Here is a 19,106-nt window from a genome sequence, read left to right as displayed (position 1 = left end):
CCCTTACGCCGCCTGCTTCAGCTCGTCGGCGATGACCGTGTCGAGGTTGAGGAAGCAGACCATCGACTTTTCCAGCGCCACGATGCCGCGGCAGAAGGCACGCTGGGCTTCCGGGATGATTTCCGGCGGCGGCTGCAGGTCTTCGTTCTTGATCGTCATCATGTCGGAAACCTGTTCGACCAGGAGGCCGACCAGCTTGCCGCCGATATCRGTGACGATGATCGCCGAGCGCTCGGAGGGCTCGGTCATCTTCATGCCCAGCCGGCAGGCCATGTCGATGACCGGGATGACGGCGCCGCGCAGGTTGATGAGGCCGAGAACGTAGTTCGGCGTGTGCGGCATCGGAGTGACCGGCGCCCAGCCGCGAATTTCGCGGATCGCCATGATGTCGATACAGAATTCCTGATCGCCGAGATGGAACGACACGATTTCGAGATGCGAGCCGGACTGCTTGATCTGCATGTTCATGATCAGAACTCTTCCCAGTTGTTGGAGTTTGAGCCGGCGCTGGCGGCGACGGGGGCGGGTTTGGATTGAAAGGCGCCGGCTAGCTTGTCGACGAGATGGCGGGCTGGGGAAACCTTCGGCTTGGAGGCTTGGGTAACCGGCTTTGGCACGGCTCTGAGCTGCGAGGATGCGGATTCGGCCATCTGGAACTGTTTCATCAGTACGGTCAGATTGCCGGCATCCTGCGCCAGCGTGTGGCTGGCGGCATTGGTCTCCTCGACCATGGCGGCGTTCTTCTGCGTCATCTGATCCATTTGGCCAATGGCCGTGTTGATTTCCTGGATGCCGGTCGATTGCTCGTTGGCAGCCGTGGCGATCTCGCTCACCAGTTCGTTGATCTTCGAGACGTCCTCGACGATATGGCTGAGCTTGTCGCGCGTGGCGGTGACCAGCTGCACGCCGGTGCGCACTTCCTCGCTCGACCGCGCCACCAGCGCCTTGATGTCCTTGGCCGCACCTGCAGCCCGTCCGGCGAGTTCGCGCACTTCCTGGGCAACGACGGCAAAACCCTTGCCGGCTTCGCCGGCGCGCGCCGCCTCGACACCTGCGTTCAACGCCAGAAGGTTGGTCTGGAAGGCGATCTCGTCGATGACGTTGATGATCTTGCCGATCTCCTTGGAGGCGCCTTCGATGCGCTCCATCGCCGCCATCGCCTCGGAGACGACACGGCCCGATTCGGCCGCATTGCTGCGCGTGCCGTTGACCATCTTGTTGGCTTCGTCGGCGCGGGCCGAGGAGTTGCGCACGGTCGACGTGATTTCTTCGAGTGCCGCAGAGGTTTCTTCGAGTGAAGCGGCCTGCTGTTCGGTGCGCTTGGCGAGATCGTCGGCGGCGCTGCGCATCTGCTGGGCATTGGCCTCGATCGAGCCGGTATTGGACTTGACCTCGCCGATCACCGACTGCAGCTTTTCGATGGCGCGATTGAAATCTCCGCGCACGCGCTCCAGATCGGAGCGGAACGGCTGGCGAAGCGCTATCGTCAGGTCGCCGTCGGCAAGATGCGAAAGGCCTGTCGCGAGCGAATCGACGGCGAAGCGGATTTGAGTCTCTTCTTCGAGCTTGGCGGCTTCGTGCGCGGCGCGGTCCGCATCGTTGCGCTCGCGATCCCGACGCGATGTCTCGGTGAGCGCGCGCTTTTCCAACGCCGACAGGCGCAGGCTTTCGGCGGACAGTGCCATGGCGCCGAACTCGTCGCCGCGCTCACTGCCTTCGACCGGCGTATCGAGTTCGTCGTTTCGAATCCGCTCAAGGCTGTCGCGGATCGCCGTCACGCCCTTGCGGATGGCGACGGAATTCATGCGGAAAAGCCCGGCAAACACCAAGGCACCCAGGAGGCCGACAATGATCTGAATCTTTAGCGTCATCTGCGATTCATGACCGACTTCGTGCGCCGCATCATCGCCGACGACTTCGCCCGCTTCGGTCAACTGGTCGAACAACTGCGATACGCGGGCGCCGGCGCCATCGACGGCATCGTCGATTTCGCCAAGCTGCTCCTTGCTTGCTCCGGCTGCGATCAGCTTCGGCAGCTTGACCGCGATAACATCATTGAGCGTGCTGATATCGGAGTCGTAGGCGCTGGTCAGCTCCGGTTTGCCGGCCATCGCGGCCAGCGTCGAAACTGCCGACGCCTTGGCGCGGAGCACCGAGATGGAATCTGTGATGATCTTCATCCGCTCAGGCCCGACATCGCGATTGTCGCGGTCGATCATCGCATCATTGGCGGCGAGCACCAGCTTGAGATTGGCGACGCGCAACTCGTTGACGTCCTTGATCCGATCACGGGTCACCTGTTCGTCGGCAAGCGCGGATGAGGCCTTGTCGGTTTGGTACCAGCTGGCGCCGACCATGATGGCGAGGCCGACGAGGCCCGCGGCACCCAGCGTCAAAAGCCGCTGGTTCACAGAAATTGTGCGTTTGGTTTTGATTGCATGCGATGACATGAATGGCCCCCGAATCCACATCATGCTATGCGGCAAAAGCTGCGATCCCGTTAACGACGATCTGCGAAGCTTTTGTCATGCAAGGCCGAATTTTCGCTGAAATACACGCCTTTGCAACGCGAGGGATTTCCCAAGCGCCTGAAGTATCGGTTAACGAATTTGATAAAATACAACAAACCCCAGAGACGCCCGCCCCTGTCCGGCTGCGGAGTGGCATCTTATATTGCTGCTGATCGCCGCAGCCTGCGAAACACGCGATTTTGATGATGCCGGGTTTGCCCCCGGAGACTATCATCGCTAGAAGAGCGGTCCGTTCCGCTACTGGGTAAGGAAATGAAAGCCGTACGCATCGTCCTCATCGTGCTCGCCGCCGTCATGGCCGGCCTGTTCTTCTGGCTCTGGAACCAGGTCAATACCGAAGCGACCGCCTTGTCGAACGAGCCCTGGGGGGTGCCGTTCTCGCTGACCCGCCAGGACGGCGCCCCGATCACCGAACAAGCCTTCCGCGGCAAGCCGACGGCTTTGTTCTTCGGCTTCACCAATTGCCCGGAAATCTGCCCGACGACGGTCTATGAACTGGCGGGCTGGATGAACAAGGCCGATCCCGGCAAGGACAAGCTGCAGGCCTATTTCATCTCCATCGATCCGGACCGTGACACGCCGGATGCGCTGAAGACCTATCTCACCAATGTCACCGACCGGATTGTCGGCATTTCCGGCGACCCGAAGAAGGTCGAGGACATGGCGCGCGGTTTCAAGGTATACTTCAAGAAGGTGCCGACCGATCCCAAACAGCCGAATGGTGAATATACCATGGATCACACGGCCTCCGTCTTCCTGCTCGATCGCCAGGGCCGCTTCTCCGGCACGATCACCTATGGAGAGAACCCGGATGTCGCCGAGAAGAAGCTTGAAAACCTGATCGCGAAAAATTAGAGCCTTCACGACCGAATGAAAGGCTCTTGAGCCTCAAAGCCCCAGGCTGGAAAGGCCCTGCCGTGAGTGAAATCCGCCTCTATGTAACGACGTCCGAAACCGGAGCCGCAGATGTGTTCGACGCACTCTCCGACCTGTTCGGCGAGGAGGACCGTGCAATCGCCACGCAGGAGATCGACGAGGTCAATGAGATCTGGGAAGCCTCGATCTACATGACCGCCGATGAAGAGGCCGAACTTGCGGTCCGCTTTGGCGCCTTGATCAACGAGCAATTTCCCCACCTGTCGATCCAGCGCGAAGCCTTGCCCGACATCGACTGGATCGCCAAGTCGCTCGAAGGCCTGAAGCCGGTTCGCGCCGGCCGTTTTCTGGTCCATGGCAGCCATGACGCCGACAAGGTCGGTCCGGGCGATATCGGCATCCTGATCGAGGCCGGCCAGGCCTTCGGCACCGGCCATCATGGCACCACGGCCGGCTGCCTCGACATGATCGGCGATGTGCTGAAGTCACGCAGAGTCAGGAACGCACTTGACCTAGGGACAGGCTCGGGCGTGCTGGCAATCGCTGCCTATCGCCTGGCACGCATCCCTGTCGTCGCCACCGACATCGACCCCGTCGCCGTCCGCGTGGCGCGCGACAACGCGCGCATCAACGGCGTCGCCAGCGGCATCAAATTCGCCACCGCGCCAGGCTTTCACCACGGCATTTTCCGGGAAAACAGCCCGTTCGACCTGATCATCGCCAATATCCTGGCCCGACCGTTGATGAAGCTGGCGCCCGAATTGGTGCGGCATCTCTCCGATCACGGCACGGTCGTACTTTCGGGCATTCTAGCCTCGCAACGCTGGAAAGTGATTTCGGCCTATAATGGCGCCGGGCTGAAGCACATGCGCACGACTTGGATGAACGGCTGGGTGACGATTGAGCTGAGGCGATAGGCTGGAGACTTCTCCGCCCGCCTCTACCGCACGAAGCGGACCTCAATCCGACTTGAGTTTCTGCATATCAACGAGATAGCGGCGTTCGATTGCCTCAAATGCGACCGCCAGCGGAATACTTTCGCTACCGTCATCAAACGCAGAATTGATGGACTCTATCAAATCGTCGGTAAACATTTCATCTGGCGATTTGGTTGGGCGCTCGGTCTCAGCCATCCAAATCCTCCTGTTGGCCTTTGGAAAATAAAGCCCCGCCCAAAAATCGGCAATAAAAAAGGCGGTGCCGGGAGGAGGAGGGCACCGCCTTGATCAGCAAAGCTGACCAGTCTTCCCGGGGCTGGGAGGAGGAGTGCCCGAGGAAGACAATATCATGTCCAGATTCACCGGCCTGGGAGGAGGAGTGGCCAGGCAAATCCTTTCGACATGAACTCGTCTGGTCTTGCGACCGAAACTCATTCTTCGGACTGGGCAACGCCCCGTCCGTCGATGATCAATAGATATATCACCTTAGCGGCCGGAGTAAGGGGCCCGCTGGCATGGGTGCCATGCGCTTTTTGCATGTTTTTACCGATTGGTAAAAATATAGGCAAAACGATATTTAGATAGCCAATCGGGCTTGCCGCGCCGTTGTGTTTTTGCAATGCAACATGTAATCATCTGCCTGCGATCGGCGCCAGGGAGGGGTCATTGCAAATCGTTTCCACCATCACCGCGATGCGCGAGCACTTGCGGCCTTTCCGCCACGCCGGCAAGTCGATCGGCCTCGTGCCGACCATGGGCTACCTGCATGACGGCCACCTGTCGCTGGTCAAACGCGCCCGGGAGGAGAACGAGGTCGTCATCGCCTCGATTTTCGTCAATCCGCTGCAATTCGGCGCCAATGAGGATCTTGGCAAATATCCGCGCGACATGCCGCGCGACAGCGCCATGCTTCTCGCCGGCGGCGTCGATTTCCTGTTTGCGCCTGGCGTCGAGGACATGTATCCGCGGCCGATGCAAACCGTGGTCGATGTGCCAACCCTCGGCCGGATGCTGGAGGGCGAGGTTCGGCCCGGCCATTTCGCCGGCGTCGCCACCGTCGTCACCAAACTCTTCAACATCATCCAGCCCGACCGCGCCTATTTCGGCGAGAAGGATTACCAGCAGCTCAGGATTATCAAGCGCATGGTCGAAGATCTTGCCGAACCGGTCGAGGTGATCGGCATGCCGACGATGCGCGAGGCCGATGGTCTCGCTGAGTCATCCCGCAACGTCTATCTCTCGCCGGAAGAGCGCCGTGCGGCCGCGATCGTGCCAAAAACGCTCGACGAAGCCGAGCGCCTGCTGGCGCAGGGCTATCGCGATCCCGCCGAAATCGAAGCCCACCTCAGCGCTTTCATCGCCACGGAACCGCTGGCGAAACCCGAAGTGATCGCGCTGCGCGATCCCGACACGCTTGCGCCTCTCGAAACGATCGGCCCCTCGCCCGTCCTGTTGCTGCTCTTCGTCCGCTTCGGCACGACCAAGCTGCTTGATAACCGTATCCTCACTGCCCACATGCGCTGAAAATCGGAGAAGTCCCATGAGCGTCCAGCCACAGCAGAAGCGCCGCACCGCCGCCTCCATCCAGGCGCTCAAGGGTGAACGACCGATCGTCATGCTGACCGCCTATACCGCGCCGATCGCCAAGCTCCTCGATCCGCATTGCGACGTGCTCCTGGTCGGCGACAGCCTCGGTATGGTCATCTACGGCTATGATTCCTCCGTGCAGGTGACGCTCGACATGATGATCAATCATGGACAAGCTGTCATGCGCGGCTCCAAGGATGCCTGCGTCATCGTCGACCTGCCGTTCGGTTCTTATCAGGAATCGAAGGAACAGGCTTTTCGCGTCGCCGCCCGCGTCATGAAGGAGACGGGCGCTTCGGCCGTGAAGATGGAAGGCGGCGAGGAAATGGCCGAGAGCGTGCAATTCCTCAGCCAACGCGGCATTCCCGTCTGCGGCCATGTCGGGCTGATGCCGCAATTGGTTAACGCCACCGGCGGCTACCGCTCGCTCGGCCGCAGCGATGCCGAAGCCGAGAAAATCCGCCGTGACATCAAAGCGATCGACGAGGCCGGCGCCTTCTCCATCGTCATGGAAGGCATGGTCGAGACCCTGGCGCGCGAGATCACCGCCAATGTCCGAGCCGCCACGATCGGCATCGGCGCCACTGCCGCCTGCGATGGCCAGGTCCTGGTCAGCGACGACATGCTCGGCATCTTCACCGGCTTCAAGCCCCGCTTCGTCAAGCATTTCGCCAATCTGGCCCCGGAGATTTCGGCTGCAGCCGAGGCCTATGCGGCCGAAGTCAAGGCGCGCACCTTCCCGGCAGAAGAACATACTTACCAGATGAAGCGGCAGAAAATGTAAGATGCATCTCCTCTCCCGATCGGAGAAGGAGCGTGTCCTCAACCATCCTTGTACGGCCTGCCATCCTTGTGCACGAACCGGCCATCGGCATTGGCGCTTTTCATATCGATATCCGAACAGGTCGTCATGTCCTCCGGCCATCGTGAGCCGACTTCGAGATAGATGGCGACCTCATCGGACCGGTTGATCATGTGATGGCCATTGCCGGTATTCTTCGGAAAGGCCGCACAATCGCCGGCGCAAAGCAGCGTCTCGCCATCGTCCTCGACCAGCACCAGTTCGCCTGCCAGCACATAGACCAATTCGTCCTCATGCGAATGCCAGTGCCGCTGGCTCGACCAGCCGCTGGGGGGCAGATGCATGAGATTGACGCCGAAATCCTTGAGCCCGCCGGCATTGCCCAGCCGCTGCCGGATACGATCGGCCAGGGGCGCCTGGAACTCTTTCGGATAGCCCGAGCCTTTGACCTTCGGGACGCTTGCAACATCGATCTTTGGCATGGCATTCCTCTCGTGCCGACGCTTCATCTGCCCCGATGGTAACACGACATCGGGGGCAGACTGAAAGGTCTGCCGTCACCGCTTGATGGCATATTTGGTGAGTGCCGGCTCCGCGACCGGTGTAAACAGATTGACGAGATTGCCGTCCGGATCGCGGAACAGCAGCGACCGGTTGCCCCAGGGCATGGTGGTCGGCTCCTGCACGACGTCATGCAGCGACGGCTTTATCCTTGCATAGTCACCATCGACATCCTCGACGAGGAATTCGACGACAACAGTATGATTGTCGGCGCCGTGGGCGGCACCCTGGCCGAACAGCGCCATGGTGCGCTCGCTGCCCACCGCAATGGTGCAGGATGGCGTCGGCAATTCGGCGAATTCTCCCGTGAGCCAAACCGGCTTCAGGCCCAGGATAGTCTCGTAGAAACCCACGAGCCGCTTGATATCCTTGCTGATGATGCGGATCGAAACGAAATTCATGACAGGTCCTCTCTTTGATGATGTATGACCCTGGTGTTGTCGCAGAAGCCTGCTGACAGCGTGGTGTCAGCAGGAATCCCTTGATGCGGCGAGCCGATCGACTGTTCCAGATCATCCAGATTCTCCGACGCTCGAGCCGCCCGGTGACGGCAGCGGCGCTGGCCGAAGAACTCGAAATCTCCACCCGCTCCGTCTACCGCGACGTCGCCGATCTCATCGGCCAGCGGGTGCCGATCCAGGGCGAGGCCGGGCTCGGCTATATCCTCGACAGCGATTTCGACATGCCGCCGCTGACGCTAACACCCGACGAAATCGAGGCAGCCGTTCTGGGCGCACAGTGGGTTTCCCAGCGCGGCGATCCGGCTTTGGCAAACGCCGCGCGCGACCTGATCACCAAGATCGCCGCAGCGGTGCCGGATCATTTGCGACCATTCATCGCCGAACCGACCATCGGCGCACCGGCCAACACCATGCAGGCGCCTGATGGCCTCGACATCGCCAAAACCCGCCATTGGATCCGCAGCGGCCGCAAGATCCACATCCGCTACCGCAACGAGCGCGGTGAGGAAAGCGAGCGCACCATCTGGCCGGTGATCATCGGCTATGCCGAGACCGTCCGCCTGCTGGCAGCCTGGTGCGAACTGCGTCAGGAATTCCGCCATTTCCGCACCGACCGCATCTTTGATGCGGAATTCCTGGAGGACAAACACGGCACACGGCCGAGCGATCTGAAGCATCGATGGAAGCGGAATATGGAGAAAGAGCGAGGTGTGAGGCTGTCCTAATCGAAATCCCTTCAGCGCCCGTCCGTGGAGGCGAGAGTTGCACCGGGAATATAGAGCGAAACCGGCCTGATCTCATAGACGGCGCTTGGATTGACTCGGCGAAGATCACGCGCCGCCTCGATTGCTCCCTCGATCGTCGGGAAATCGACAATATAGAAGCCGAGCAACTCCTCCTTGCTTTCGGCGAATGGTCCATCGGTGACCACGCCGGCCCCCGGCCCGCGCAATGTCACCGCGCCGGCAGTGGCGCCGAGCCGGGCGGCGGGCCCAAGCTTCTTCTCCGCCACCAAGCGGTCGTTGATATCAAGCAGGTCGACCATCAGCGCCGCATCTTCCTCCTTGCTCCAGGATTCGACCAGACCGGCGGCATGATAGGCCAGGATGGCATAATACATGGATCGTCTCCTTCAAACCGTGTTGTCGAGCCGGCAGGGTTTGCGCCCACCAATCGGGGGCGGATCATAGACAGCATCTCTGCCGGTGCAATCCTTCACCAAAGCTGATGCTCCTATCGCAAGGCTGCGATTGTAATGCCCAACGCTTTCGCTTAGGTCCGATCATCCCCCAGGATCGATCGGCCTATGAATCGCGACGAAATCATCTCGGGCATGCGCGCCGCGCTGCCAACCCTGTTGAGCGCCCTCCCCTTCGGCGTATTGCTCGGCGCCGTCTCGGCCAATATGGGCCTGTCGATCGGCGAAATCCTGCTGATGAACATGACCATCTATGCCGGCGCCAGCCAGTTGGTCGGCATCGCGCTCTTCCGCCATAACATCGCGCCATGGATCGTCGTCGCCTCGATCGTGGCGGTGAATTTCCGCCACATCCTCTATTCAGCAGCGATCGCCAGCCATATCGAGCACTTCCGCCTCGGCCAGAAGATCGTCGCCTTCTTCCTGCTCGTCGATCCGCAATTCGCCGAAACGGTCAAGCGCTCCGAGAGCGGTCACAAGGTCAGCTTCGCCTGGTACATGGCTTTCGGCCTGACCTTTTACATCACCTGGCAGATCACCGCCGTGCTTGGCGCGATCTTCGGCAAATTCGTCGGCGATCCCAGAGCATTGGGTCTCGACGTGTTGTTGACGGTCTATTTCCTCGGCCTGGTGCTCGGCTTCCGCAAGAAGGAGAACTGGCTGCCGACGGTGATCGCCAGCACGCTTGCTTCGATCGTCGCCTATCATTTCGTCGGCGAGCCTTGGCACGTCTCGATCGGCGCACTGGCCGGCATTGCTGTCGCCGCAGCACTGCCTGCGAAGATGCATAGCTCTCCCGAAATCGAGCCAGAGATCCCGTGATGGACATCGCTTTCACGCTGACCATCCTCGCCTCGGCGCTCGCCACCTATGCGACCCGCACCGGCGGCTATCTGCTGATCAAGTCGATGTCGACCATTCCGCCGCGGCTGGAGGCGGCGCTGAACGCCGTGCCCGCCGCGGTGCTGACGGCGCTGGTAGCACCGAGTTTCGTCTATAATGGTCTCGACGTGACCACGACGATGCTCGTGGCACTGCTGATCGGATTGAGGGCGCCGACGCTGGTGATGCTGTTGTTATCCTGGGCATTCGTCATCGCCTTCAGGCATTTTTGGGTGTGAGATCAGCGACTTATCTCCAGCACCGGAATCTCTTCCGGAAGATGAGCATCACTCTGCCGCGGTGACTTCCTGGAAGCGCGCCTCGAATTCGTGCCGCAGCGCCCTTCTATCCCCGGCAGCCTTCTGGCGGCGTGCCTTGACCGGCGTATCGATGATAAGCTGAGGCACGGCGGTTGGCTTGCCCTCGGCATCGACGGCCACCATGGTGAAATAGCAGGAGTTGGTGTGGCGGCGTTCGCCACTACGGATATCCTCGGCTTCGACGCGGATGCCGATCTCCATCGACGTGCGGCCGGCATAGTTGACCGAAGCACGGAAGGTCACGAGTTCGCCGACATGGATCGGCTGGCGGAACGTCACCTGGTCGACCGACAGCGTCACCGCATAGTGCTGCGAAAACCGCGCCGCACAGGAATAGGCGACCCGGTCGAGCAGGTTCAAGAGCGCCCCGCCATGCACCTTGCCGGAAAAATTGGCCATGTCGGGCGTCATCAGCACGACCATATCGAGCTGGCTGGGGTCATGCGCGCGGTCCATTCCAAATCCTTTCGCAGTGCGGAAATTGGAATGGATGTAAACGAAGTTCATGTCCGAGGGAAAGGGGCTGGAGCGAGAACAGTCCGTCCCCGATCGCTTCAGCCGATCGGCGCCGTCGCCTGTTTCAGCCAGGCCTTGATCTTGTCGTCGTCGATCAGCGGCGCGAGCTTGAATTCGACCTCGGCATGATAGGCGTTGAGCCAGTTCAACTCCTCGCGCGTCAGCAGGTCCGGCAGGACCAGCCGCCGGTCGATCGGGCACCAAGTGAGCGTCTGGAAACTCATCATCGGCCGGTCGCCACCTTCGAGCATTTCGAGCTCACGCACATAGACGAGGTTTTCGATACGAATACCGAAGCCGCCGGGCCGGTAATAACCAGGCTCGTTGGAGAGAATCATGCCCGGTATCAGATCCTGCATCGCCGCGCGCGAAATCCGCTGCGGCCCTTCATGCACCGAGAGATAGGAGCCGACGCCGTGGCCCGTGCCGTGGCCATAGTCCACCCCCGCCTTCCAGAGCGCGATACGCGCCAAGGGATCGAGATCGACGCCACGCGTGCCCTTGGGGAAACGCGCCGTCGAAATGGCGATCATGCCCTTCAGCACCAGCGTGAAGAATTTCTTCTGTTCCTCCGGCACAGCGCCGATCGCCACCGTGCGGGTAATATCGGTCGTGCCATTGATATATTGGCCACCGGAATCGACCAGATACATCTCGCCCGATTTGAACCGGCGATTGGTGATCGTCGTCACCCGATAGTGGATGATCGCGGCGTTCTCACCTGCGCCCGAAATCGTATCAAAGGAAATCTCCTTGAGCGGGTTCTGCATCCGCTCGCCGACGCGCATGCGCGACGCTTCCAACACCTTGACCGCATCGATTTCAGTAATGCTCTCCGGCTGCTGCATGTCGAGCCAGTAGAGATACTCGACCATGGCGGCGCCGTCCTGCAGATGCGCCTTGGTCGTGCCCTGCAGTTCAGCCACATTCTTGGTGGCGCGCGGCAGCTTGGCGGGGTCTTCGCCGGATATCACCTTGCCGCCGGCCTTCTCGATCAGCCCGAAGAGGATATAGGGCGCGAGATCGGGATCGAGCATGATCGAGGCGCCCTCGCGGGCGATCCATTCCAGTCGCGTGACGAATTCGTCCGGCGGCAATTGCGTCGCCATCTGCGCCAGATAGGCGCGCTGCTCGATGCCGGTCTTGTGCTCGTCGAGGAAGATATCGGCACGGCCATCGGCATAGATGATCGCGCGCGCCAGCGGATACGGCGTATGCAGCAAGTCTGCCCCGCGGATATTGAAAGCCCAGGCGACCGACGACGGATCGGTCAGCACCACCGCTTCTGCCGCCATCGAGGGCAGGCCTTCGGCAATGCTTTTGATCTTGGCGATGGCGAGTTCACCAGCCTCCTGCTGACGCTGGATCATCACCTTGCCCATCGGCGGCGCCGGCCGGTCCTGCCAGATCTCATCGAGCGGATTGCCGGCGAGGAAGACGACGCTGCCATTCTTGCCGGCCAGTGCCTGCTGCAGCTTCGTCACCTCGGCCTGCGTATGCAGCCAGGGATCCACGCCGAGCCGAAAACCATCCGGCGCATGCGCGGCCAGCCATTTGTGCGGCGGTTCGCCCACGAGGTCGCCGCCAATAAACACATTGCCGTCGACCTGCTCCTTAAGTTGCGTCGTATAGCGGCCATCGACAAAGACGATTGCCTCGTCCTTCATCACAAGCGCCAGCCCGGCCGAGCCGGTAAAGCCGGTCAGCCAGGAGAGCCGCTCGGCGGAAGCCGGCACATATTCGCCCTGGAACTCGTCGGCACGCGGCACGAGGAAACCGTCGATCTCCAAAGCCACGATCTTCTCGCGCAGCTTGGCAACGCGCTCGGCGCCAAATTGCGGTTCTGCGGTGGTCTCGAAGGACTGGAACATGGGGGCACTCCGGAAGCAAAGGATTCGGGGCCGACCTTAGCGGAAAATCCGAACCCGACGAAGGAATACCGTCAGGAATTTTCCTGTGGCAGCCGATCGGATGACAGCAATGCAAGACGGAGCGAGCGAAACGCTTCCTCAATATCCATCACTCGGCCTCCATCGGCATCAGCGATACCTCTGTCCAGAGCCGCATCCAGATCTGCAGGCAGTCAAGGCATGTCACCTTTGGTTGGACACTCACTCTCGGCCATATCAGCCTCCAATGAGCGCCAGCCACTCATCCTCATCCATCACTTCCACACCCAGCTCGCGCGCCTTGTCGAGCTTCGAGCCTGCACCCGGCCCGGCGACGACATAATCGGTCTTCTTCGACACCGATCCCGCCACCTTCGCGCCCAGGCTTTCCGCCCTCGCCTTGGCCTCGTCGCGGGTGAATTTTTCCAGCGAGCCGGTGAACACCACCGTCTTGCCGGCCACCGGGCTGCCGGATGTCGTCGGCTGCTCGGCCGGCAGCACTGTCAGCTGTTCCAGAAGGTCGGAAATAACCTTGAGATTGCGCGGCTCCTTGTAGAACTCGACCAGTGCCCTCGCGACGATCTCGCCAATACCCTCGATGGCATTGAGCTCGTTCCATCCTTCGCCCTCATCGGACGAGGCCTCCTTCAGACCGGCTTCGAATGCCTCGTAGGTGCCATAGGCGCGAGCCAAGAGCTTGGCATTGGTCTCGCCGATATGGCGGATACCGAGTGCGTAAATGAAGCGGTGAAGCGCGATCTCACGCCGCGCATCGATAGCGCCGAACAGCTTGCCGACGCTGACCTTGCCGAAACCGTCGATATTCTCCAGCTTGGTCAGCGACGCTTCCTGCCGGGTGCGCAGGGTGAAGATTTCCGGCGCATGGCGGATCTGCAGGCCAAGGTCCTGGCTGTTGAAGAAGAACTCGATCTGCTTCGACCCCAGTCCCTCGATGTCGAAGGCGTCGCGCGAGACGAAATGCTTCAGGTGCTCGATCGCCTGCGCGTCGCAGACGAAACCGCCGGTGCAACGGCGCACCGCATCCATCTTGCCCGTCTTCTCATTGACCTCCCGCACCGCATGGCTGCCGCAGACCGGGCACGTTTTGGGGAATTCATAAGGCACCGCATCGGCGGGCCGCTTTTCCATCACCACATCAACGATCTGCGGAATGACATCGCCAGCGCGCTGAACGATCACCATGTCGCCGATGCGGATGTCGCGGCCCTCGCGGAGCGGCTCGCCATTGTTGCCGATGCCCTTGATGTAATCCTCGTTGTGCAGCGTCGCATTGGTCACCACCACGCCACCCACCGTGATCGGCACCAGCCGCGCCACCGGCGTCAGCGCGCCGGTGCGGCCGACCTGAATGTCGATGGCCGTCAGCGTCGTCGTCGCCTGCTCCGCCGGGAATTTATGCGCCGTCGCCCAGCGCGGACTGCGCGAGCGGAAGCCGAGCCGCTGCTGCAGGTCGAGTTCGTCGACCTTGTAGACGACGCCGTCAATGTCATAGTCGAGCGAGGCGCGCTTGAGGCCGATATCGCGGTAATGCGTCAGGATATCGTCGACCGAATTGAGCTTAACCATCAGCGGATTGGTCGGGAAGCCCCAGCGCTCGAAGGTCTTGACGGTCTCGAATTGCGTCGGCGCCAGCCGCAGGTCCCGGCCTTCGCCGTCCTTGATCTCACCCCACGCATAGGCGAAGAATCTCAGCTTGCGCGAGGCAGTGATCTTGGCGTCCAACTGGCGCAGCGAACCCGCCGCCGTGTTGCGCGGATTGACATAGATGGGCTTGCCCTCGGCAGCCATCTGGGCGTTCAGCGCCGCGAAATCCGACTTCGCCATATAGACTTCGCCGCGCACCTCGACCACAGCTGGCGCATCCGCGGGCAAGGTTTGCGGTATTTCCTTGATGGTGCGGATATTGGCCGTGACATTCTCGCCAACCGTGCCGTCGCCACGCGTGGCCGCTGTCGTCATGCGACCGTTCTCGTAGCGGATCGACATGGAGAGCCCGTCGATCTTCGGCTCCGCAGTGAAGGCGATCGAGCTGTCCGGCAATCGGCCGAGGAAACGATAGACGCCGGCGACGAAATCCTGCACGTCGGTATCGGAGAAGGTATTGTCCAAGGATAGCATCGGCCGCGCATGCACCACCTGCTGGAAGCCGGCAGCCGGCGCCGCTCCCACATGGCGTGACGGGCTGTCGGCGCGGATAAGCTCCGGAAAGGCCGCCTCGACCGCGTCATTGCGGCGCTTCAGCGCGTCATAGTCCGCATCCGAAATCTCCGGCGCATCCTTGGCGTGGTAGAGGGCATCATTGCGGGCGATTTCCTTGGCGAGGAAATCGAGTTCCTCCGCCGCTTCCTCGACGCTGAGTTCGGTGACTGGCTTGCTGGACGTCGTCATGGCTCTCCCCGGAATGCGTTTCCACTATCTAATCGGGGAAAGAGATCATGGGAAGAGGGTCAGCCGTTGCCCTTGAGCAGCTTGCCAGCTGCCGCCCTTGCCTCTTTGGTGATTGTTTCGCCGGCGAGCATGCGGGCGATTTCCTCACGGCGCTCTTCCTCGCCCATGGTGGCAACACGGGTGGCGATGCGACCGCCATCGTCGCCAGCCGGCCCCTTGGAGATCAGCAGATGCGTATCAGCACGGGCGGCCACCTGCGGCGCATGCGTCACCGACAGGACCTGCACCCGCGACGACAGCCGCTTCAGCCGCTGGCCGATGGCGTCGGCTACAGCGCCACCGACGCCGGTGTCGATTTCGTCAAAGACGAGCGTCGGCGCGGAGCCGCGATCGGCAAGCGCCACTTTGAGCGCCAGAAGAAAGCGCGAGAGTTCGCCGCCGGAGGCGACCTTCATGATCGAGCCGGGCCTTGTGCCGGGATTGGTCTGGACATGGAATTCCACCTGGTCGATGCCGGCTGCGGTCGCGTTTTCCTCGTCTGTGGTGATCTCGGTCATGAACCGGGCGCGCTCGAGTTTCAGCGCCGGCAATTCCGACATCACGGTATCCGACAGCGCCTGCCCGGCATTATGCCGCTTGGCGGAAAGATTGCGCGCGGCGGCGAAGAATACCGCCGCGGCTTCGCGCTCGCGGATATCGAGCGCCTTCAGCTTTTCCTCGCCCTGGTCGAGCTCGGCGAGATCGGCAACCATTTGCGCGGCAAGTGCCGGCAGGCCGGTCACTGGCACGGAGAATTTGCGTGAGGCGCCGCGCATGGCAAACAGGCGCTCCTCGACCCGCTCCAATTCGCGTGGGTCGAATTCGGTCCGCCGCAACGCGTCCTCGACCAGGTTCTGCGCCTCGGAAAGCAGGTCCAGCGCTTCGTCGAGCGCCTTCACCGTCTCCTCCAGTAGGCCGGGTGCCTCGGCGGACTTCCGCTCCAGCCGCCGTACCAGCGAGGCAATATGCGGCACCGGTGAGGTCGAGCCGTTGAGATAGTCGGAGGCTTCGGAAATATCGCCGGCGATACGCTCGGATTTCATCATCCGTGCCCGCTTTTCCGCCAGCTCCTCTTCCTCGCCGTCGACGGGAGAGAGTTTTTCCAGTTCCTCGACGGAGGCACGGAGATAGTCGGCTTCCCGTGCCGCGGCTTCGACCTTGGCGCGATGCGTCTTCAGTTCCCGGCCGGCATCCTTCCAGGCGCGGAACAGCCGGCCAACACTCTCCGCTTCCTCGGCGAGACCGGCAAAGGCATCGAGCAGCATCCGATGCGCTTCGGTATCGACAAGCGCGCGGTCGTCATGCTGGCCATGGATTTCGACAAGCTGGTTGCCCGCCTCGCGCATCAGCTGGACGCTGACCGGCTGATCGTTGATGAAGGCACGGCTACGACCGTCGGCGGACTGCACACGGCGGAAAATGATATCGCCTTCATCGTCGATGCCGTTGTCGCGCAAAAGCTTGCGCAGCGGGTGCAGCGGCAGGATGTCGAAAACGGCGCTGACCTGCCCCCTCTCCTCGCCATGCCGGACAAGGTCGCCATCGCCGCGCCCACCAAGGGCCAGCGACAGCGAATCAAGCAGGATGGATTTGCCCGCACCGGTTTCGCCTGTCAGCACGGACAGGCCCGGCGCGAACGAAAGATCGAGCCGGTCGATCAGGACAATATCGCGGATCGACAGCTGGACAAGCATGGATCAACCGATGGCTGGGTCAGGACTCGCCGAGCAGCAGTTTTTTGCCCGCACGCGCCAGCCAGGAACCGGGATTTTCTTCCGGCTCATAGCCCTTGGACTTCAGGAGAGCGTAACTCGCCTTGTACCATTGGCTGTCGGGATAATTGTGGCCGAGAACCGCCGCAGCGGTCTGCGCCTCGGAGATCAGGCCGAGCGCATAATAGGATTCGCAAAGTCGCGCCAGCGCTTCCTCGACCTGGTTGGTGTTCGGGAACTGCTCGACGACGTTGCGGAAGCGCGAGATCGCGGCAAGGTATTCCTTGCGCTCCTCGTAATAGCGGCCGATCTGCATTTCCTTGCCGGCCAGCTGGTCGCGGGCGTAGCGGATCTTGGTCTGCGCGTCGTCGACATATTCCGAATTCGGATAGTTGTTGACGACCTTCAGCATCGCTTCGATCGTCTTGGCCGCGTTGCGCTGATCCTGCGTCACCGTCGGAATCTGCTTCGAATAGGCAAGCCCGATCAGATACTGCACATAGGCAGCATCCTTCGTCTCCGGATAGAGATTCATGTAACGCGTGCCGCTGGTGATCGCGTCGTCGAAATCGCCCTCGCGATATTTGACGAAAGTGCTCATCACCAGTGCCTTGCGTGCCCATTCAGAGAAGGGCTGCTGGCGGTCGAGCGCGTCGAACTTCTTCTCGGCCTCCGCGACCTTGCCGGCATTCAGGTTGGCAAGGCCCTGATCATAGAGCTTCTCCGGCGGATCGGTATCGACCGCAAGCTTGGTGATATCGATATCGGGATCGCTCGTGCAGGCGGAGAGCAAAGTACCGGCGGCACCGATGGCCAGCGTCAGAAGCACGGCGCGTGCGGATATCGTCATCATCTCACTTCCTGCAAAACCCCAAGGGTCCAGAACCGGCTTACCGCCGGTTCACCCGCTCATGCGAAGCGTACTAGCCACAAAACTGCCAGAACCGCAACGACCCGTTACCCAAATCATATATATTTGTGGCGAAAACCGGGTCGGCACTGTTGCCTCAGTGACCCGATCGCAAAGGAATTCACAGCCTTGTTGAACGCTTCAGGCGGTCCAGGGCGCATATTCCTGATGGCTGACGGCGATCAGGTCCGGCGCGGCGACGCGCGGACGCTGGCCAGCCGATTCCACGATCTCGTAAGCGGACTTGTCCGACAGAAGCGCACGAAGCGCCATGGCATTGACCTTGTGGCCGCCGCGATGAGAACGATAGAGGCCCAGGAACGGAGCACCGGCCAAAGCCAGGTCACCGACGGCATCAAGCGTTTTGTGACGGACGAATTCATCGCCGGGATAGCGCAGGCCTTCCATGTTGATCACCCGGTTGTCGTCGCTGATCACCACCGAGTTCTCAAGCGAGGAGCCGAGTGCCAGGCCAGCCGCCCAGAGCCGCTCGACATCGCGCATGAAGCCGAAGGTGCGGGCGCGGGACAGTTCGCTCTTGAAGGTCGAGGCGTTGACGTCGCCCTTCCAGGTCTGGCGGCCGATCAGCGGACTATCAAAATCGATCTCGACTTCGAAGCGGGTGCCATCATAGGGCCGGAACTCGGCCCAGGAGGCGCCGGCGTCGACACGGACGTTTCTGAGCACGCGGATATAGCGGCGCTTCTTCATCAGCGAGCGAATGCCAGCCTGCTCCATCGCATCGACGAAAACCGCAGCACTGCCATCCATGACCGGCATCTCGGCGCCATCGACCTCGATGATCGCATTATCGACACCAAGTGCATATAAAGCAGACATGACATGCTCGACCGTCGCGACGGAACGCGCCGGTGAGAAACCGAGAACGGTGCAGAGATCGGTATTGCCGACGGTGGCCGAGACCGCTTTGAGATCGGTGCTCTCGCCGTTCGGCCCGACGCGCTGGAAAATGATGCCTGTGCCCGCTTCAGCAGGGTTGAACGTTGCGGTCACATCCGCGCCGGAATGAACGCCGACGCCACGAACCGTGAAGGAATTTGCAAACGTTGTCTCAAATCCCGAAAGTCCCAATGCCATAAAGCCCCGCTATCTCCGACGGTTCCCCAGCGCACCGCCTAGTCCGGCTTCCCGCCGGACATTCTCTTGATCCTAAATGCGTCACCGCATTCCGTCGAAACGCAGTCTGTACTCCCCGAACAAACCCAGGCTGAAAATATAGACGCAGCCGCGCCATTCCAAATCAATGTTTCTTTCGATTTGTAACGATCTGCCAAGCGGCTTGTGCGCACCTTGTTGACGACTTGCAAATCGGGATAGGGGGGAGCCAATCAGCTCCGCCCCTCCCACACCACCCGGCATGCGGGTCCGCACCGGGCGGTTGGAGCGGTTGAAGTCGTCAGGCTTATAGTTCTCCCGGCCCGACGCTTGGGTTTGCTTATTCTGGTTCGGCGGGT

Annotated in this window: 20 protein-coding genes; 7 read left to right on the top strand and 13 right to left on the bottom strand. The window is 61.2% G+C overall.

The window, feature by feature from the left end:
- Positions 1 to 3 precede the first annotated feature (3 nt).
- Positions 4 to 468: a chemotaxis protein CheW gene (locus AC1DYF_RS10965; RefSeq protein WP_477876760.1), complete on the bottom strand. Its 465-nt coding sequence runs from the start codon at positions 466 to 468 to the stop codon at positions 4 to 6.
- 2 nt (positions 469 to 470) lie between these two features.
- Positions 471 to 2,450: a methyl-accepting chemotaxis protein gene (locus AC1DYF_RS10960; RefSeq protein ID WP_477876759.1), complete on the bottom strand. Its 1,980-nt coding sequence runs from the start codon at positions 2,448 to 2,450 to the stop codon at positions 471 to 473.
- 333 nt (positions 2,451 to 2,783) lie between these two features.
- Here AC1DYF_RS10960 and AC1DYF_RS10955 point away from each other — a divergent pair, with 333 nt between their 5' ends.
- Positions 2,784 to 3,386 carry an SCO family protein gene (locus AC1DYF_RS10955; protein ID WP_477876758.1) on the top strand — a complete coding sequence of 201 codons (603 nt, stop codon included), beginning with the start codon at positions 2,784 to 2,786 and terminating at the stop codon, positions 3,384 to 3,386.
- A gap of 62 nt (positions 3,387 to 3,448) precedes the next feature.
- A complete protein-coding gene (locus AC1DYF_RS10950) occupies positions 3,449 to 4,324 on the top strand; it encodes a 50S ribosomal protein L11 methyltransferase (RefSeq protein WP_477876757.1) in 876 nt (291 codons plus the stop codon).
- 42 nt (positions 4,325 to 4,366) lie between these two features.
- On the opposite strand, the gene AC1DYF_RS10945 is transcribed toward AC1DYF_RS10950, so the two are convergent.
- Complete coding sequence (locus AC1DYF_RS10945; protein ID WP_477876756.1) at positions 4,367 to 4,540, bottom strand: hypothetical protein; 174 nt, start codon at positions 4,538 to 4,540, stop codon at positions 4,367 to 4,369.
- Between the two features lie 471 nt (positions 4,541 to 5,011).
- Between AC1DYF_RS10945 and panC the strand changes: the two genes are divergently transcribed.
- Both panC and panB read left to right on the top strand, forming a co-directional pair.
- Positions 5,012 to 5,869: a pantoate--beta-alanine ligase gene (panC, locus tag AC1DYF_RS10940; RefSeq protein WP_477876755.1), complete on the top strand. Its 858-nt coding sequence runs from the start codon at positions 5,012 to 5,014 to the stop codon at positions 5,867 to 5,869.
- Between the two features lie 16 nt (positions 5,870 to 5,885).
- Positions 5,886 to 6,716, top strand: coding sequence for a 3-methyl-2-oxobutanoate hydroxymethyltransferase (gene panB / locus AC1DYF_RS10935; RefSeq protein ID WP_477876754.1), 831 nt, complete (start codon positions 5,886 to 5,888; stop codon positions 6,714 to 6,716).
- 38 nt (positions 6,717 to 6,754) lie between these two features.
- Here the strand turns inward: panB and AC1DYF_RS10930 are convergent, their stop codons facing one another.
- The gene (locus AC1DYF_RS10930) at positions 6,755 to 7,216 is read right to left on the bottom strand and encodes a cupin domain-containing protein (RefSeq protein WP_477876753.1); all 462 of its coding nucleotides are present in this window, start codon (positions 7,214 to 7,216) and stop codon (positions 6,755 to 6,757) included.
- Between the two features lie 75 nt (positions 7,217 to 7,291).
- Positions 7,292 to 7,696 (bottom strand): VOC family protein, encoded by a 405-nt coding sequence (locus AC1DYF_RS10925; protein ID WP_477876752.1) that lies wholly within the window; start codon positions 7,694 to 7,696, stop codon positions 7,292 to 7,294.
- Positions 7,697 to 7,779: 83 nt separating this feature from the next.
- On the opposite strand from AC1DYF_RS10925, the gene AC1DYF_RS10920 reads away from it, so the two are divergent.
- Positions 7,780 to 8,481 carry a helix-turn-helix transcriptional regulator gene (locus AC1DYF_RS10920; RefSeq protein WP_477876751.1) on the top strand — a complete coding sequence of 234 codons (702 nt, stop codon included), beginning with the start codon at positions 7,780 to 7,782 and terminating at the stop codon, positions 8,479 to 8,481.
- 11 nt (positions 8,482 to 8,492) lie between these two features.
- On the opposite strand, the gene AC1DYF_RS10915 is transcribed toward AC1DYF_RS10920, so the two are convergent.
- Positions 8,493 to 8,876 carry a YciI family protein gene (locus tag AC1DYF_RS10915; protein ID WP_477876750.1) on the bottom strand — a complete coding sequence of 128 codons (384 nt, stop codon included), beginning with the start codon at positions 8,874 to 8,876 and terminating at the stop codon, positions 8,493 to 8,495.
- Between the two features lie 186 nt (positions 8,877 to 9,062).
- Between AC1DYF_RS10915 and AC1DYF_RS10910 the strand changes: the two genes are divergently transcribed.
- Positions 9,063 to 9,776 carry an AzlC family ABC transporter permease gene (locus AC1DYF_RS10910; RefSeq protein WP_477876749.1) on the top strand — a complete coding sequence of 238 codons (714 nt, stop codon included), beginning with the start codon at positions 9,063 to 9,065 and terminating at the stop codon, positions 9,774 to 9,776.
- Positions 9,776 to 10,075: an AzlD family protein gene (locus AC1DYF_RS10905; protein WP_477876748.1), complete on the top strand. Its 300-nt coding sequence runs from the start codon at positions 9,776 to 9,778 to the stop codon at positions 10,073 to 10,075. Before AC1DYF_RS10910 ends, AC1DYF_RS10905 begins: the two co-directional genes overlap by 1 nt.
- Positions 10,076 to 10,123: 48 nt before the next feature.
- Here the strand turns inward: AC1DYF_RS10905 and AC1DYF_RS10900 are convergent, their stop codons facing one another.
- The 7 genes from AC1DYF_RS10900 to AC1DYF_RS10870 all read right to left on the bottom strand — a co-directional run.
- Positions 10,124 to 10,612, bottom strand: coding sequence for an acyl-CoA thioesterase (locus tag AC1DYF_RS10900; protein ID WP_477876747.1), 489 nt, complete (start codon positions 10,610 to 10,612; stop codon positions 10,124 to 10,126).
- 98 nt (positions 10,613 to 10,710) lie between these two features.
- Positions 10,711 to 12,543 carry an aminopeptidase P family protein gene (locus AC1DYF_RS10895; RefSeq protein WP_477876746.1) on the bottom strand — a complete coding sequence of 611 codons (1,833 nt, stop codon included), beginning with the start codon at positions 12,541 to 12,543 and terminating at the stop codon, positions 10,711 to 10,713.
- Positions 12,544 to 12,798: 255 nt separating this feature from the next.
- Complete coding sequence (gene ligA, locus AC1DYF_RS10890; RefSeq protein ID WP_477876745.1) at positions 12,799 to 14,970, bottom strand: NAD-dependent DNA ligase LigA; 2,172 nt, start codon at positions 14,968 to 14,970, stop codon at positions 12,799 to 12,801.
- A 59-nt stretch (positions 14,971 to 15,029) separates the two neighbouring features.
- Entirely contained in the window at positions 15,030 to 16,703 is a 1,674-nt protein-coding gene (recN, locus tag AC1DYF_RS10885; RefSeq protein WP_477876744.1) for a DNA repair protein RecN, read from the bottom strand.
- Positions 16,704 to 16,722: 19 nt separating this feature from the next.
- Entirely contained in the window at positions 16,723 to 17,571 is an 849-nt protein-coding gene (locus AC1DYF_RS10880) for an outer membrane protein assembly factor BamD (protein ID WP_477876899.1), read from the bottom strand.
- A 201-nt stretch (positions 17,572 to 17,772) separates the two neighbouring features.
- The gene (gene lpxC / locus AC1DYF_RS10875; protein ID WP_477876743.1) at positions 17,773 to 18,729 is read right to left on the bottom strand and encodes a UDP-3-O-acyl-N-acetylglucosamine deacetylase; all 957 of its coding nucleotides are present in this window, start codon (positions 18,727 to 18,729) and stop codon (positions 17,773 to 17,775) included.
- An 81-nt stretch (positions 18,730 to 18,810) separates the two neighbouring features.
- Positions 18,811 to 19,106 (bottom strand): hypothetical protein (locus AC1DYF_RS10870; protein ID WP_477876742.1); only part of this gene is annotated, 296 nt, incomplete at its 5' end.

The organism is Rhizobium sp. P2_G9, from assembly GCF_056403475.1.
Note: the sequence above shows the minus strand (reverse complement) of the source record. Positions and strands in the feature narration are given on the sequence as shown.

Coding starts and splice junctions, on each gene's coding strand:
- AC1DYF_RS10960 (WP_477876759.1), bottom strand. CDS start 2,450: ATGTCATCGCATGCAATCAAAACCAAACGCACAATTTCTGTGAACCAG.
- AC1DYF_RS10955 (WP_477876758.1), top strand. CDS start 2,784: ATGAAAGCCGTACGCATCGTCCTCATCGTGCTCGCCGCCGTCATGGCC.
- AC1DYF_RS10945 (WP_477876756.1), bottom strand. CDS start 4,540: ATGGCTGAGACCGAGCGCCCAACCAAATCGCCAGATGAAATGTTTACC.
- panB (WP_477876754.1), top strand. CDS start 5,886: ATGAGCGTCCAGCCACAGCAGAAGCGCCGCACCGCCGCCTCCATCCAG.
- AC1DYF_RS10930 (WP_477876753.1), bottom strand. CDS start 7,216: ATGCCAAAGATCGATGTTGCAAGCGTCCCGAAGGTCAAAGGCTCGGGC.
- AC1DYF_RS10925 (WP_477876752.1), bottom strand. CDS start 7,696: ATGAATTTCGTTTCGATCCGCATCATCAGCAAGGATATCAAGCGGCTC.
- AC1DYF_RS10920 (WP_477876751.1), top strand. CDS start 7,780: ATGCGGCGAGCCGATCGACTGTTCCAGATCATCCAGATTCTCCGACGC.
- AC1DYF_RS10915 (WP_477876750.1), bottom strand. CDS start 8,876: ATGTATTATGCCATCCTGGCCTATCATGCCGCCGGTCTGGTCGAATCC.
- AC1DYF_RS10910 (WP_477876749.1), top strand. CDS start 9,063: ATGAATCGCGACGAAATCATCTCGGGCATGCGCGCCGCGCTGCCAACC.
- AC1DYF_RS10905 (WP_477876748.1), top strand. CDS start 9,776: ATGGACATCGCTTTCACGCTGACCATCCTCGCCTCGGCGCTCGCCACC.
- AC1DYF_RS10900 (WP_477876747.1), bottom strand. CDS start 10,612: ATGGACCGCGCGCATGACCCCAGCCAGCTCGATATGGTCGTGCTGATG.
- AC1DYF_RS10895 (WP_477876746.1), bottom strand. CDS start 12,543: ATGTTCCAGTCCTTCGAGACCACCGCAGAACCGCAATTTGGCGCCGAG.
- ligA (WP_477876745.1), bottom strand. CDS start 14,970: ATGACGACGTCCAGCAAGCCAGTCACCGAACTCAGCGTCGAGGAAGCG.
- recN (WP_477876744.1), bottom strand. CDS start 16,703: ATGCTTGTCCAGCTGTCGATCCGCGATATTGTCCTGATCGACCGGCTC.
- AC1DYF_RS10880 (WP_477876899.1), bottom strand. CDS start 17,571: ATGACGATATCCGCACGCGCCGTGCTTCTGACGCTGGCCATCGGTGCC.
- lpxC (WP_477876743.1), bottom strand. CDS start 18,729: ATGGCATTGGGACTTTCGGGATTTGAGACAACGTTTGCAAATTCCTTC.